The organism is Streptomyces sp. NBC_00513 (assembly GCF_041431415.1).
Taxonomy (GTDB): domain Bacteria; phylum Actinomycetota; class Actinomycetes; order Streptomycetales; family Streptomycetaceae; genus Streptomyces.
This window is the reverse complement of record NZ_CP107845.1, coordinates 8,244,789-8,259,083: the sequence shown is the minus strand read 5'-3', so window position 1 is coordinate 8,259,083 and position 14,295 is coordinate 8,244,789. Positions and strand designations below refer to the sequence as shown.

At 68.4% G+C, this 14,295-nt stretch carries 15 protein-coding genes and 1 pseudogene; 7 read left to right on the top strand and 9 right to left on the bottom strand.

Translation table 11 applies throughout. The features are described from left to right. The first annotated feature begins 69 nt into the window (after positions 1-69). Positions 70-1,269 (top strand): DUF5713 family protein, encoded by a 1,200-nt coding sequence (locus OHA84_RS36995; protein ID WP_266975891.1) that lies wholly within the window; start codon positions 70-72, stop codon positions 1,267-1,269. Positions 1,270-1,499: 230 nt separating this feature from the next. Here OHA84_RS36995 and OHA84_RS36990 read toward each other — a convergent pair whose 3' ends face one another. From OHA84_RS36990 to OHA84_RS36980, 3 genes are all read right to left on the bottom strand, one after another. Continuing rightward, complete coding sequence (locus tag OHA84_RS36990; RefSeq protein WP_266976093.1) at positions 1,500-1,655, bottom strand: cold shock domain-containing protein; 156 nt, start codon at positions 1,653-1,655, stop codon at positions 1,500-1,502. 241 nt (positions 1,656-1,896) lie between these two features. Then, positions 1,897-4,296 carry a 2OG-Fe(II) oxygenase gene (locus OHA84_RS36985; protein WP_266975893.1) on the bottom strand — a complete coding sequence of 800 codons (2,400 nt, stop codon included), beginning with the start codon at positions 4,294-4,296 and terminating at the stop codon, positions 1,897-1,899. A 226-nt stretch (positions 4,297-4,522) separates the two neighbouring features. Then, a complete protein-coding gene (locus OHA84_RS36980) occupies positions 4,523-4,807 on the bottom strand; it encodes a hypothetical protein (RefSeq protein WP_266975895.1) in 285 nt (94 codons plus the stop codon). A 162-nt stretch (positions 4,808-4,969) separates the two neighbouring features. Between OHA84_RS36980 and OHA84_RS36975 the strand changes: the two genes are divergently transcribed. Both OHA84_RS36975 and OHA84_RS36970 read left to right on the top strand, forming a co-directional pair. After that, positions 4,970-5,218, top strand: coding sequence for a hypothetical protein (locus OHA84_RS36975; RefSeq protein ID WP_266975897.1), 249 nt, complete (start codon positions 4,970-4,972; stop codon positions 5,216-5,218). Between the two features lie 585 nt (positions 5,219-5,803). Further along, on the top strand, positions 5,804-5,998 hold the full coding sequence (locus OHA84_RS36970) for a hypothetical protein (protein ID WP_266975899.1): 195 nt from the start codon (positions 5,804-5,806) through the stop codon (positions 5,996-5,998). Between the two features lie 265 nt (positions 5,999-6,263). Here OHA84_RS36970 and OHA84_RS36965 read toward each other — a convergent pair whose 3' ends face one another. Both OHA84_RS36965 and OHA84_RS36960 read right to left on the bottom strand, forming a co-directional pair. Beyond that, a complete protein-coding gene (locus tag OHA84_RS36965) occupies positions 6,264-7,154 on the bottom strand; it encodes a reverse transcriptase domain-containing protein (RefSeq protein ID WP_266976095.1) in 891 nt (296 codons plus the stop codon). A gap of 70 nt (positions 7,155-7,224) precedes the next feature. Beyond that, positions 7,225-7,527, bottom strand: coding sequence for a hypothetical protein (locus tag OHA84_RS36960; RefSeq protein ID WP_266975901.1), 303 nt, complete (start codon positions 7,525-7,527; stop codon positions 7,225-7,227). Between the two features lie 75 nt (positions 7,528-7,602). On the opposite strand from OHA84_RS36960, the pseudogene OHA84_RS36955 reads away from it, so the two are divergent. Further along, positions 7,603-8,187: pseudogene (locus OHA84_RS36955) on the top strand (transposase); the annotation flags it as partial. On the opposite strand, the gene OHA84_RS36950 reads toward OHA84_RS36955, so the two are convergent. Both OHA84_RS36950 and OHA84_RS36945 read right to left on the bottom strand, forming a co-directional pair. Beyond that, positions 8,177-8,698, bottom strand: a complete 522-nt coding sequence (locus OHA84_RS36950) for a hypothetical protein (RefSeq protein WP_266975903.1) — start codon at positions 8,696-8,698, stop codon at positions 8,177-8,179. The pseudogene OHA84_RS36955 and the gene OHA84_RS36950 overlap by 11 nt on opposite strands. Before the next feature lie 677 nt (positions 8,699-9,375). Then, positions 9,376-10,332 carry a hypothetical protein gene (locus OHA84_RS36945; protein ID WP_266975905.1) on the bottom strand — a complete coding sequence of 319 codons (957 nt, stop codon included), beginning with the start codon at positions 10,330-10,332 and terminating at the stop codon, positions 9,376-9,378. A gap of 112 nt (positions 10,333-10,444) precedes the next feature. Here OHA84_RS36945 and OHA84_RS36940 point away from each other — a divergent pair, with 112 nt between their 5' ends. After that, positions 10,445-10,792: a hypothetical protein gene (locus tag OHA84_RS36940; protein WP_266975907.1), complete on the top strand. Its 348-nt coding sequence runs from the start codon at positions 10,445-10,447 to the stop codon at positions 10,790-10,792. 899 nt (positions 10,793-11,691) lie between these two features. On the opposite strand, the gene OHA84_RS36935 is transcribed toward OHA84_RS36940, so the two are convergent. After that, entirely contained in the window at positions 11,692-12,273 is a 582-nt protein-coding gene (locus OHA84_RS36935; RefSeq protein ID WP_266975932.1) for an HD family hydrolase, read from the bottom strand. Between the two features lie 19 nt (positions 12,274-12,292). Next, on the bottom strand, positions 12,293-13,387 hold the full coding sequence (locus tag OHA84_RS36930; RefSeq protein WP_266975934.1) for a DNA-binding transcriptional regulator: 1,095 nt from the start codon (positions 13,385-13,387) through the stop codon (positions 12,293-12,295). 195 nt (positions 13,388-13,582) lie between these two features. Between OHA84_RS36930 and OHA84_RS36925 the strand changes: the two genes are divergently transcribed. After that, positions 13,583-13,960: a DUF6415 family natural product biosynthesis protein gene (locus OHA84_RS36925; protein WP_266975936.1), complete on the top strand. Its 378-nt coding sequence runs from the start codon at positions 13,583-13,585 to the stop codon at positions 13,958-13,960. Then, entirely contained in the window at positions 13,957-14,253 is a 297-nt protein-coding gene (locus tag OHA84_RS36920; protein ID WP_266975938.1) for a hypothetical protein, read from the top strand. Before OHA84_RS36925 ends, OHA84_RS36920 begins: the two co-directional genes overlap by 4 nt. Positions 14,254-14,295: the final 42 nt, after the last annotated feature.

The following is a 14,295-nucleotide window of genomic DNA, read 5'->3' as shown; positions in this document are numbered from 1 at the left end:
GAGGGCATCGTTGTCAGTGGTGCTGTGCATGATCGGCGCACCAGCTCTTCGCGAAGGTAGGAAGGCGCCATGCCGATCACAAACCAGCAGCTAGCGGGGCACTCGTTCCTGCAGCAGATGTACGACGACTCGTACTTTCCTGATCGCGTAGTCGACCAAGGCAAGGTGATCCTGCTGCGGCTGTGCGAACGAATTGAGGCCGAACAGCCTTTCGTACCTGCTCGCATCTGGCCGGGGATCCCGGCCGGTACGGAACAGAACCCCTTGGTAGACCGCGACGTGGACCCCGATGCCTGGCTCAGGGCGGTGTACTCGGACATCCCGCTGACGACGCAGTGGGACGACGGGAAGCACAGCGGGGACGGTTTCGGCCGGACCCCGAGCAGCTCCAATTCCCAGCCGTGCATGGTGTTCGGCACGCTGGCCGATCTGGATATCAAGGACAGTCACAAGGTCCTGGAGATCGGGACCGGTACCGGTTGGAACGCGGGACTTCTCTCGCACCGGCTGGGCTCCGAAAATGTCGTCTCGATCGAGTTCGACCCCGAGGTGGCACGGGGCGCGGGAGCAAACCTTCGCGCGGCTGAACTCTCCCCTCTCCTGATCTTGGGAGACGGCCGGCTCGGGTATGTCGGTGAGGCGCCGTACGACCGGGTATTTGCCACATGTGGTGTCGGCGAGATCCCGCAGTCGTGGGTGGAACAGACCGTTACGGGCGGTCTGATCGTCGCGCCTTGGGGCACGGAGTACGGCGGCGAGGCCATCGTTCGGTTGACCGTGAACGAGGACGGTACGGCGAGCGGCCATTTCACCCGTTCCAGTGCCTTCATGCGGCTTCGGCAGCAGCGTGCCGACCGACCGAACCATGATGACCACTTCAAGGGCCGGGAGTGGCCCGCGGAGGGTGATCGGAGTGCCACCCGGCTATCTCCCGCCGACGTCGGAGGGTGGGTGGAACAGTTCGCCATCGGACTGCGGGTGCCCGGGGCGTTCTGGAGCACCGAGAGGTACGAAGATGGCAGTTACACGCTGTGGACGTACAGCCTGGATGCCCAGTCGTGGGCGACGGCCGACTACGAGCCCGGGACCACCGAGTACGAGGTGGTCCAGTTCGGACCGCGTCGGTTGTGGGGCGAGACGGAAGCTGCCCACCGCTGGTGGGAAGCGCAGGGCCGACCCGGATTCGAGCGATTCGGTCTGACTGTGGGGAGCGACGGGGAACAAACCTGGCTTGACTCCCCTGACCGCCCCGTCCTGACGGCCGGCTGACACTCTTCTGCCACCCCGCTTGTCACCCCCTGGGCAGACAGGCGGGGCTCACGCGTGTTCGGGCATTCGTCCTACTAGATCAACAACGGCGCAGTAGGGTGTGCGTTTAGAGGGATTTCCCGGTCAAGAGGGCGGCGCACAGCGACGGTCGAGACCTCGCACGATCTACCTCGGGCCCTCGCGCCCGTCGTCCAGCGGGCCGGGCAGGCGCGGCGGTGCGGCCTGAGCTGTCAGTCCAGCAGCCTGACCTTTGAGGCCTGCGGTCCCTTGGGGCCCTGGGTGATCTCGAACTCCACCCGCTGATTCTCCTCTAGGGTCCGGTACCCATTCGACTGGATTTCGGCGAAGTGGACGAAGACGTCCTTGCCCCCGTCGTCGGCGGTGATGAACCCGACTGGTAACCGGTGGCTGAAGGCCGGGGTCTGGGGATTGGTAACCGGCGACGCGCTGGCTGTAAGCGGCGCCGGACGGGCAGCGGGGCAGGGAGGCTCAAACCGACCCTCCGCGTCCAGCCGAAGGCCATCACCCTCGTACCCGAACTGGTCTAGCCATTCAAGCAACGGCATTGCCCGCGCCCTTCGCTCTTCTCGTCATCGCTGTCGGAGAGAGGTACGGAGGTGTCACCTCTCAGCCGCCCGCCCGGGGCCATTTGTCCCGCAGCCACGCCAAGTCGGTCTCGGCGCGGGTACGGGCCGCCTGTTCACGGGTGAAGACGGCGTCCGTCTTGGTCAGGACCAGAACGTAGGGACGTCCCTGGCGCCGGGTGGTGTGGGAGACGGGCAGGCCGGCCTGGTCGATGCGGCTGTGGAGGTGGCGGCGTCCGTCCTTCGCGAGCGGCCACTCCATGACGTGGCGGGTACGGGAGGTGAGGAAGGCGTCCAAGTCGGGGCAGAGTCCGCAGCCAGTCCGGCATGTCCCGACCGGGGTGAGGGACCAGTCGTCGGCCGCGCGTTCAGGGCGGGTGAGGGCTGCGGCGAGCCGGTCCTGGCAGTGGTCGGCGAGGGTCTGGAAGGCGCGGCCGGCGGGTGCGCCGTCGCGTATGGTCGTCGGCTGGTGGGCCGCGGTTCGCAGGGCGGGGAGCAGGCATTCCAGGGCGGTGTCCGGCAGGCCGCGTAGCGTGGCGGCGATGGTGTCGGCGGTCTCGGGTCCTGCCGCCTGAAGGACGCGGGCCAGTGATGCGCCGAGCCCCTCCATGCCGGTGCGGCGCTCCGTCTCGCGGCCGACGCCGAGCCAGCTGGTGAGCTGCTGCTCGACTGCTTGCCAGGCACCCTCGGCCAGCGGCGAGGCCATCGCGTCCCCATCGCCGTCGACGGCCCGCAGCGCGGTGCACAGGCCGGGCAGCGATTCGAGCCACGCCGCGCGGCCAGCCCCGGTGTACGCGCCAACCGTGCCGAACCAGCTGCTGACGACCCTGCGGGCCCACGTCCGTCCGTACCGCGCGGCCGCTGCCGCGAGCCCCGGAGCGTGCCGCTCACCCAAGGCCTCCACCCCAAAAGGCGCGAGGAGCATCGTGGCAGTGTCCGCTTCCCGCAGTCCCACCGCGACGGGCAGGGCGGCGGCGAAGAGCGCCGCGGCCGCCTCGCCCGAACCGTGGTGCTTCCAGAACGGGGCGAGCGACTGGGCGAGCGTGCGCGCCCGGTCGAGGTCCCCGGCATCCAGGTGGCTCTGAAGTTCCCGCAGTGCGCCCTCGGAGCCGGCCTCGGCGCGGGCCGTGAACGAGCGCTGCCGGGGCCACAGGACCACGGCGGCCCGCCGGTACCAGCGGTCGAGGGTGTTGCCGTAGTTGCCCATGTAGCCCTCGTACTCGGACTGGTAGGGCGTCAGGTCCTTGTTCTCGGTGGTGGCGGACACCTCGGCGTACGCGACGGGCAGGTTGATCTGCTCGCCGCCGGTGCCGTCCGGGCGGGTCCACCAGCTCAGCGTGATCTCGTCGTCGATCAGCTCGTGCAGTTCGTAGCTGGAGAAGTCGCCGCTGCGGCGGCGCTCGGCACCAAATTCCCCGTCGGGATCCAGGAGACATTCACCCCCGCACTCCTCGTCCTCGCAGTCGTCGCAGTGCTCGACCTCGCCGTAGTAGTCGTAGCGGTCGTACGGCGCATGCGCGTCCCAGGTCTCCTTCACCTCGGCCAACGCGAGGACCGCTTCGCAGTCCGTCTCTGCGGCGGCTTGGCGGAGCAGGGCGGTGCGGGTGGCGTCGGCTCCCTTGAGGCGGTCCCAGTCCAGGCCGCGCTGGGTGTACTCGTGGTCGAGGAGGTACACGAGGCGGTTCGGGGGCGCGGCCTTCCGGCGGCCGTAGGCGTAGCGCTCTTCGGCCGGCTCGGTGAAGTGTTGGGTCAAGCAGTGGGCCAGGTCGGCGACCGGCTCCCCGTCGTCCTCGCCGGCCGGGCGGATGCGTTCGGCGAGGAGGTTCATGGTGAGGGTGACGCGGTAGCCGGACTTGACGGGCTTGACCTCGTGCAGGCAGTCCGCGTAGAAGGCGGCGAAGGTCAGGTTCTCCCGGGACGCCTGGTGGACGACGCTGCGGCCGGCGTGCGAGACGACGAGTTCGCCGCCGGTGTGGTGCGAGGGCAGCGAGACGACCAGGGTGCCCACCATGGAGTCGTCCTTCTCGGAGTCCTGGTGCGGTAGGAAGAACTGGCCCTTGCCGTAGACGAGCAGTGCGTGCGGCTCAGCACGCAGGACGACGGTGGGCGGCAGACCGAGCGCGGTGCGGACACCGTCGAGGACGCCGTCCAGGGTGCGGTCCCAGTCGGTTCCGCCGAGCGTGATGCGGTCCGGGGTGACCTCCCAGGTGTCACGGACGCTGGTGTCGGATAGGGTCTGCTCGCCGCGGCCGAAGGATGCCCGCCGGGCCTGCGCGATCAGTTTCTTGGTGACCGGGGCACGCAGCGGCAGCGGCAGTTCCCCCACCCCGTCGACCTCGATGCTCAGCGCGCGGGCCGACATCTCGATACGGGTGCTGAAGTCCCCGCCCTGCTGCGCGTCGCCGAGCAGCTCCGCCAGCTGCTTCCGCGCTCCGTGTCCCATACTGTTTCGTCCCCGGGGGTGCAGCGTGCCGTATGGCCTGTCCCGGAAACCCTAACGCCGCGGGCAGTCCTTGTTCCCGGGCTGCTGGTCATGCGGCGAGTGAGTATGCCGCGGTAGCGGATGGTGTGAACTGTAGGTGATCGCGTTGCTGGTGGTAGTGCCAGTAGGCGTCGAAGTCGCTGTCCACGGACAGTGGGAGTCCGCCGGCCGGGCCGGTCGTCTCCTTTCAGTAGCAGGAGCCCGCCGGGCTGAGGACGCCCATGTCAGGGGTGGAGCAGGGCACGGGTGTGCCGTCGATCGCGCAGGAGGGCCCGTCGCCGCCGGTCTTGCCCGGTCGCTGCCGGGGCTTGCCCGGCAGGGGCTTGCCCGGGTCCTGGGCTGTGATGTCGCAGTCCAACTCCCGAGGGGGACAGACGACTCCCCCGCCGTCCGCGAGAGCCGGCACCGCGGCGTGCGCGAGGAGCAGCCCGGCCACCAGGGTGAGGGCGGTCGCGCGGGGGCGGGGCAGCACGTGCGGTCTCGCTCGATCGTGGACGTGTAGACCCGCCAGGGGCCCGTCTTGGTGTGCTGGGCCGTGGAGGTCACCACGTGCCGGCGTGGCCCCGAGGAGACCGTCACAGGCTTCCCGGCGGCCTTGGCGACCTTGTCGTAGGCGGAGGAGTCCACGCAGTCCGTGATCGACGCCCGCCACGTGTCCCCAACCGTGTCAAGGGAGTCGACCCTCGGGGAGCGGACCGGGGCGCCCCTCATCACGGTCCCGCGCTGCTGGTACCAGAACAAGGTGGCCTTGATGTCCGCCAACGCCTTGTCCGTCGCGTGCTTCTCCAACTCCGGGTCCAACACCGCGTTCGCGTACGACCGCGTCTCCGCCGCCGCCAACGCCCCATACGCCGTCAGGACCGCCGTCTCCTCGGCCGCCTGAGGAGCCACCGGCACCACCGACGACGTCGCCACCGAAGACCCCGCCGCGGCCGGCTTCCCGTCCGACGACGCACCACCGCAACCCGCCATCAGACAGAACCCGACCCCAAGCCCCCGCAACCCGTAGCCCCCGTACCCGCACCGCGCCTCCCACGTCCGTGATCATCACGTCACGCCAGCGCCACCAGCCCCCACAATCCCCCGACTTCCAGCCGCACCCGACCAGCCCACCGCCAACCCCGAACCCAGACCCATCCCCACAACCAAGTCCGGCCAGTCACCGACCCGAAACCCAGGCCTGACCAGGCAGAACGAGCACAAGCCCAGAAGTTGTCTTCCCCCCATCTCTCCCCCCAACTGTTCCGAGCCCAGGGCCAACCGCCCCAGCACACGACCCGACCGAACACCCCACGCCAGACCCATCCCCCCACATAAGAAAGTCTGGCTAGTCACCGGCCGCGATACCCGGCCTGACCAGGGACGACGCCGAGGGAGCGCCGTACCCGCCTCCCCCCATGTTCGACCCCATGTGTACCGCTGGCGGGGGCCCGCCACCGGCCCGGAACGAGACGGCGAGACTGGACAGATGAACGAACGCCGCCAACTCGGCTCGGGCCCCCGCCCCGCCACACCCCCGGCACCACCGACCGCAGGGCGCCGGGCCCGCCTCGCCGCCGAGGGCACCCCGACACCCCCGCCCACCGAGGCCGCCGCCGGCGAGCGTCCCGAGCAGCAGCCCGGCCGACGCGCCCTCAGACCCGGCACCTCCACCGACCGGTGACTCACCGATCCAGTCACCGGTGACTGAAACGGTGAGTTCAGCAACCGGTGACTGAGCCGGTGAGTTCACCCCGCAGGACCGGTGACCAGGCCGGTGACTGGACCGGTGACTGGGCAAGCCAGGCTTGCCCAGCACCTGTTATCGAACCGGCTACCGGCGCGCCTGTCACCAGGTCTGCCGAGTAGCCGAGGGGAGTCTCACCCCTCGGCTCTCACAGAACCGTGCGTAAAAGTCTCCCTTTACACGGCTCTTGTCGTTCTGATCGTCAGATCTGCATGGCGGACACGGTTGGGGTCAGGCGCCAGTGCGCGAACATGCGGGGGTGTCGCCGTGCGATCTCCTGCATCTTCGCGAGGGCCTTCCGCTTCGCCGCGAGCCGTTTGTACTTCTGGCGGATCCAGCGCACCAGGTAGACGTTGATACGCATCACGAAGGGGATCAGCTCCCACGGTCTGAAACGTCCGTAGTAGTTGATCCAGCCCGCTACGACAGGGTTGATCCTGCATGCGAGCTCGTGGAAGGACATATCCGAGCGGGTGTGCAGGTGCCAGGAACGCACCTCCCGCCCCATCTTGTTCAGGGCTTCCCTGCTGACCGCCGGGTTGAACGACAGGAACTGCCTGCCGTGCCGGTTCCGGCCTCGTCTGGCGCGGAACGTGCACCCGAGGAACGTGAACGCCGTGTGCTCGTAGGAGCCGCGGCGCTTGCCATCCTTGCAGTAGACGATCCGGGTCTTGTTCGGGTGCAGACGCAGCCCGACCTCAGCCATTCTGTCCGTGAGCGTGGCCAGCACCTCGCGGGCCTGACGCTCGGAGACGCAGTGCATCACCGCGTCATCCGCGTACCGCTCGAACTGGACGTCCCGGAAGTTGCGGGCCATCCACATGTCGAACGCGTAGTGCAGGAACAGGTTCGCCATCACGGGAGAAACCGGAGCCCCTTGCGGGGTCCCCTTCTCCCGTTCCAGCAGGGAGCCGTCAGGCATGGCGAGCGGGGCAGCCAGCCACCGCCGCACATACAACTTCACCCAGACGGCATCGGTGTGCGCACCCACCGCCTTGACCAGCAGGTCCCAGGGGACGCTGTCGAAGAACTTGGCGATGTCGAACTCCACCACCCAGTCCCGCTTCCAACAACGCTCCAGGCATTGTTCCACTGCGTCCAAGGCCGACCGTCCGGGCCGGTATCCATAGCTGTCCGGGGGAACACTGGATCCACCCTTCGCATCAGATGCCGAGCCACCCGGTCTGGGCCACACGGTCGGCAACAGCCGGAATTCCTACAATTCTCTCGCCGCCGCCATGAGGCTTCGGGATAGCCGCCGCGCGCACCGGTAGCGGAAAGTACGAGCCCGACGACATCCGATTCCAGACCTTGTAGAGATTATTCTTCAGGTCCTTCCCGAACTCGTCGATGCTCTGCCCATCCACTCCGGGCGCACCTTTGTTAGCCCTGACTTCCTCCCATGCCTCCTTGACTTCCCACTTCGAGATATCGAACGGCTTGATCTGAGACTTCAACTGGTCCACCGAACTCCTCCCGGACTGCGTCCGGTTGATGCGATCAACTCAGCCACGAACGACCCGGCCCCTTCGCTCCACCCCCGTTACAGGGGCTTCATCACTACTACGAGCCGGTCCGCCGGCAGGGCCCGCGTCGGTACTCAACCCCTCGCAGTGTCTGCTGCTTGGGGCGCTCCCCTGCTGCTGCAGCTGGACGCCGCCTGCCAGGCGGTCGATGGCCTGGCGCGGGCCACCGAGGAGGCCTTTCGGTCGCACCCTGACGCGGCGATCATGCTGAGCTTTCCCGGGATCGGTCCTCAGGTCGGTGCCCGCATTCTGGTTGAGATCGGCGATGACAGGAGCCGGTTCGCCACGGCTGGTGGGTTGAAGGCGTACGCCGGGTCGGCTCCGATCACGCGGGCCTCTGGCAAGCGTCGCTACGTCGGTCGCCGGTTCGTGAAGAACAACCGGCTCAACCACGTCGGTCACCTGTGGGCCTTCGCCTCCCTCAGCGGTTCAAGCGGTGCGGACGCCCATTACCGACGCCGCCGGTCGGGAGGGGACTGGCACATGCAGGCTCTGCGGCACCTGTTCAACCGGATGCTCGGCCAACTCCACCACTGCCTTCAGGCGGGCAGTCTGTTCGACGAAGCGATCGCTTTCCCCGCGAACCCCGCTACGGGGTGACTGGCGGGCACTCTTTCTCCGGCGCGGCCATGACCAGGCCCGAGCTCACGGCGTCGATCCCAATGCGCTGGACGGAGGCCCAGCGGTCGAGGAGGTAGCAGGCCGAGTCGGGGTCGTACGCCGCCGTGGGCAGTTGCGGTATGCGCTTGCGGCCGGTTTCATCGAGGCGGTAAGGAACGTCGAAAGCCGTGTTCCAACCGTCCAGGTCCGCGGCAAAACGCTCTTCCGCCTGCGCCGGACCGATTCCCAGGTACTGGGCGATCTCAGCCCAGGAACTGCCCCGCTCGCGTTCGTAGATCACGGCCGCGGCCAGAGCGCGCTCTGTGAGCTCGATGAGCTGGAATGCCTGGCTCACCCGGCCCCCGGGACCGGTGTCGGCGTCCCATTCGGTGGCCACCAAGCCACTCGCGTGGTCCGCGACGTCCACGGCGTGATCGCAGAGGACCAGGCGTGCCAGAGCCTGGCGGGTGAATCGGGCACGGTCGGCGTCGTAAGGGGTCGTCTCAGTCACCCCCACAGCCTCGCAGGCCGTATCCGCGGCGAGTACCCGATTTCCGCAAGGGACCGGTCTCCGCTTGACGGCTTAACTGCATGAGGTGTCTTTCCCGCGCGACAGCCAGAGGAGGTTTCCAGCACTGCCCGGGGGCCGGCCGCGGCCGCCGTCCCGCACGCCTGTCGCGCCCGCCCGCACCCCGGGGATCCAACCTCCCCAGCCCAGGTCAGCGGCCCCTTGTCGCGCCGACAGACCGACCCGCGCGACAGGACACACGACAACCGCAGCCGGCACCTGACACTGACAATGACACCGCCGCCCGCCGTCACAGCCGCCCCGGGTCCCAGGCCAACGCCCCGCGGCGTGTCAGATCTCAGGTCGTCAGGGGTGTCCCCGGTCCACAGGAAACGCGACTCGTCCCCCGGCGCCGGGGTAGTCGGATCGACCACCCGGGCCCCACTGGCCGTCGTCGGTCATCAGCAGCGCACCGTCCGCGCGCTCGTCTTGGCCGCCGCGTCACACCCGGCCCGACCACGGCATCGTACGTCGTCGGCTGCTCCATAGGGGGGCGGAGCCTTGCAGGGCTCATCCCACCACCTCGCCTGCCGAGTGGGTCGCGCTCCCACCCGAAGGTCACTCATGACAGCCGCTCGGCGGTCTGCCTGATGACGGCACGTAGCGTATGGCGAAGTTCCTCACCTGATCACGTGTCCTTGATCACCGCTCAAATACCTGGCTCGTTTGCCGCTCTGTTCGTTCATGAGATACCTCCGCAGCCGCGATCCTTCTGAGCACCACAGTTCGCGGGAGCACCGCTCGCAGGCGGCGGCGTGTTCCTCATAGTCAGCGGCGGCCGATCGGGAAGCCTGCTCCCCCACTCGCCTCACAGCGGGCGGCTCCCCGGCGGGGGCGGGTAACGGATCACAGCGCGTGTGGTCTTGAGGAGGATGCGTGCCATCAACCTGAGGTTGTAGAGGCGCATCAGCCATCTCATGGTCGAGAGCTTGGTAAACCCTGGTAGGGGCGTCATGTGACGCCCCCTGCTCGGTCAGGTGACGCCCCGTGCCCTTGTCACGTGACGACCTCTGAATCAGCTCCTCGGCGACCCACCCGGCGTCACGTGAAGCCCTTTGGTTGCCTTCGACTCCCAGGCCATCAGGCGTCACCTGCCGCGCTGTCTCATTGGCGCGTTTGTGTCGAAGTCGTCGATCATGCTCAGAGCTGGACAACACCGCAACAGCGCGTTCCCAGTCGAGGCCTTTGCCGGTCTCAGCGTTCGCGCCGATGGGAAGCGTGCAGGCATAGGTGGCGGGCTTGGGGTTGCGGCCTCCCCGCGCGTGCGCGGTCTTCCTGATCAACTGCATCGCCTCGGCCGCGAGAAGCACCTTGTGGACTGTCTCCTTGCTGCATCGGCCCACCGCCATGAGCGTCTGGGTGCCGAGAAAGGCGTTGGTTCCGTCCTCATTGGCGGCTTGGCCGATCGCTTGGAGGATCGAGAAGAACGATGCGCCGAGGAACTTCCATCGAGGGTCGCTCGTGGTCGCCTTCGGTACATGCTTGGCCGCCCTCAACAGGAACCACCGCCAGGAATGTGCGGGCGCCCAGCCCCGGTTGACGTCCGAAGCGGCCTCATCGATCTCTGCATCGCTCATACCCCGACACTCTCCCACGAGGTTTCTCTCACAGCAACCAGATTGCCTTATGGGAAACTGGAGAGGCTTTGGGTGTACCCCTGAAGACCCAGAGGCCCGCAGGATCGATAGCATGTCCGGCATGAAGAAGACTCCGAAGCAGCAGGCTCAGGAGGCGGTGACCGAACTCGAGCTGCGTCTCATCGAAGCGGTGGAGCACGCGAGACTCCGCGCGGAGATCACCTACGAGCAACTCGGCAGGCACCTTGGCCTGTCGAAGAGCCAGGTCAGCAAACGCCAGGACGGCCTCATCAAGTACTCCGTACGGGAGATGCACCACATCGGAGTCCTGTTCGGAGTTGACCCGCTGGTAATGGCCGCGGGCCTTGGGACCTGGCTCAATGACATCGACCCGCACAAGGTCCGCGCCAAACTGGAAACCACGGGCTCGCGGAACCCGACATTGCCCGCCGCCGGATAGCACGTCACATCACGTAACGCGAGGAAGATGCGCGGAGTGATCGGGGTCCACTCTGCGGGCCAGCCGCCCTGGAGGCCCCCGCCCCGGCCCACTTCATCGTCTTCGACCCCCTGCAGGCCAACGGCGCCGAGCTGCTGATGCTGCGCATCGGGGAGCGGCGCCAGCTGGAGTTCAGGCGGCGGCGTGCAAGCGCCACCAGCACCTGCTTGTGCCCCTTCCCCTCGGCGCGCTTGCGCGCGTAGTACGCCTTCGAGGCCAGACAGCACTTCGGGCTCGACAGCGAGGAGAGATACACCGCGTTGAGCAGGCCGCGGTGGAAGGGGCGTGGCCGGCGCAGGTTGCCGCTGACGTGGCCGGAGTCGCGTAGAGCCGGTGCCAGGCCCGCGTTATCCGGCGAGCCGGTCAGCGCTGCTGAAGTCGTCCATGTCCCCACCGGCCGCAGCGAGGATCACGAGTCCCATCTACTTCCCTATGATCCGCAGGGCCTGCTACGAGAGGACACGGCGTGAGCCGATCGGTGGGTCGGGCCCTGCGGATCCGGTCAGGCTGAGGATCACCTCCGCATGCGGATGCTCGCGAAACCGGGCCTCGATCTTCGAGTCCTCCGTCTCGAACGCCCGACTGCACGCTCTGTGGCTCGCCAGGCAGGAGCTCACAGACTCGACCACCTGCGGCTTCACCGGTCCCAGCGCGCGGCTCAGGGATCCCCTCTCGACCCGTGGCTGGGCGAGCTTCGACCATCGACGGGACCGTTCGGGAGCATGCGCGAAGTGTGAGCACCATGTGGAGCACAGGGTGCCCGGCATCGTGCCCAGAGCCTGGAGCCAGCCCGAGGACTGACCGGCCGACGGCCAGGGTGCCCGACGGGCTCGCGACCGCCTGGGCGCCCCTGCCGCGGGTCAGCGTTCCAGGAAGGTGCGGCGCCACTGGAGCGGCGGCATCGTCAGCGCGGCCTCCGCCAGAGCCTGCGCCGAGGCCGTCTTCAGGCTGGCAAGAGAGGTGTCGATCCAGTCCTGGACCTCGGCGTACCCCTGCGCCCGGTACTCCACCGCCTGCACCAGGCACTCCAGCTTGTCGGCGTCGTGGGCAACGAGGACTTCGAGGGAGCTTCCGCTCTCGTACTCGTCCACGATCCGCTGCACACCGGCCTGGACCGACGGGTGGGCGGCGGAGACCTGGTCCGCGGTCACGGTCTGGTTCGTGGCGGCTTCGATGTAGCGGCGGCCGATGTGCGGGATGTCGCCGAGGCGGGTCTCCTGTGTGTCGTGGAACAGGCACATCAGCGCGACCTTGCCGGCGTCCGCGCCTTCCATCATCGCGAGAACGGAGCCGATGATCCCGACGCGGAAGCTGTGCTCGGCGATCGACTCCGGGTTGTTGTTCCCGGTGAACCACCAACCGGTGCGCTTCGCGTTCTTCAAGACACCCATCTCGAAGACGAATCCGGCCGTGCCCTGCGCGTTCGCCGTCTCGTCTGCCATGGTGACCTCCGGTTGCCGATCATCGGTTCTGGTGCAAAACGTAGTGGATGGAGGCGAGTTCACGTCTGGATCTCGGCGAGATCCCGCCTTCGTCCAGGAGTCTGTCCAGCCGCCGGGCGAGCGACACCGACAAGGACGGGAGGGCCTCGGGCAGCCAGGGGTGCGCGTGCAGCAGCGACCACATCGAATGCGTGTAGAGGTCGACGTAGCCGGGGGCGAAGTGCATGCCGTCGGCGAGGGCCCGTAGGAGGGCGACGGGATCCAGGCCGGTGAGGTCCCGATCGCGCATGAACGCGTCGTCGGCCTGCGGCTGGTGGGCGACGCCAAGCCAGTACGCCCAGTAGTTCAGGTTCGCGGCCTCGCCGTCGTCGTCGTCGGCCATCGCCCGCTCGATGAAGTCCCACAGAGGCACCGGGTCGCCCAGACGGGCGAGAGCGGCAGCGGTCGAGCGGGCTTCGGCCCAGCGCGGCGTCCACCCGCGTCCGGTCAGTGCTCCGCGCCCGGCGTGCAGGGTGTGCGCGGTCCATGCCACCGCCTGCGGGGAGCGGTCGTAGGAGGACAGGTAGAGGGCTTGACGTTGCAGCAGGATTCCGCCGGTGTCGGTCCGGGAGGCGGTCTCGGCTGTGTTCCGCAACCGGTCGAAGAAGACGCGCCGGGCGTCGGCGTCGAGGAGCGGTGCGGTGGCGGCCGGGCCTCTGCGGGGCGCGGCAAGGAGGTTGGCCATGGAGGATGGCGCGGTGCCGGTGAGCGCCCAGGCGAGCATGTGGGCGGTCTGGCGGTTGTGGACCCACTCGCCGAGGGGATGTGGGGCATCGTCGCCGGAGGCGAGGACGGCCGTGATGATGCGGTCGGCGTCCATCGCGGGGTCCAGGAGAGCGAGGACGCTCGGGCCGGCTCCCAGCACGGCCAGTCGGCGGCGCATGCCGAGGAGCGCGCCGGCCCTCATGTGCGCCAGGGGCCGGCGTCCCGACTCCCAGCCCTGCACGGTCGCCAGATCCACCGCCAAGAGCTCGGCGAGACCCTGTTGGGTGGCCGGGATCGACGTCCGGGCGGCGCGCAGTACGAAGCCGCTGATGAGACCCGTGCGTAAGCGCGAATGCGATTCGCTGTTCATGACGTTCCCCTTGGGCGTGGCGCGCTTTACTCGTACCCGCAGTCAGTCCTACTCCACTCCGACCGCTCGTACGGTCGATCCGTGGAATCGGGCGCCGGCCATCGGCGGCCCGGTCGCGCTGGTGACACCCGGATTGGCGAGGAGGCTGCCGTGCTGCCCGTGTCCCCCCAAAGCCGTACCTGTCGAGGGCCCGACGTGCCCGAGCTGACCGTGGCCCGTGCCGACGGCACCACCACCGCCCTGCCGGTCGACGTGACCCTGATCAGCGAGACGATCTCCCTGGTCCTGGCGTCCCGGGACTGGACTCCAGACCGGACGGTGTGCGCGGCCTGGCATCGCTGGCTCGCGGGACACCTGCGTCTCCTCGCCCCGATCGCCGTGGAGCAGGCCCCGCACTGGAGCGATCCGGAGCACATGCGCCTGGTGGAGGTGACGGCCGCGGCTGTGGCCAAGAACCTTGAGGGCGGACTTCCCGCCGACCGGCACACCGCGTACGTCCACGTTCAGGAGCTGGCCCGCGAATGCCTGGGGCTTCTCGGGCTCGTCTTGGACCAGCCGCGGGGCGGGCGATGAGCGCTGTGGCCGCCCGGCGCCAGAGCGCACGACTGCGCGTCGGCGACACGGTCACCGGCTGGTCGTACGTCGAGCCGGGCGACCGGGGCCGCGAGCAGCCGCAGCCCATCACCGGGACCATCGCCCAGATCGGTTCCGGCTGGGCGGGAGTCGACAGCGACCACGCATACGTGTGGGTGCGCCTTCCCTCCTGCCTGGAGGCCAAGGCCCTGGCGCGAGACCTGGAGAAGACTACCACCACAGATCGGCCCGCCCGCGCAGACAGCGCAGAGCACCTTCCCCTGCGGGTCTGACTGCTTCCGTGCGCCCGGGGCGGGACACCGATCCCCCGGGCG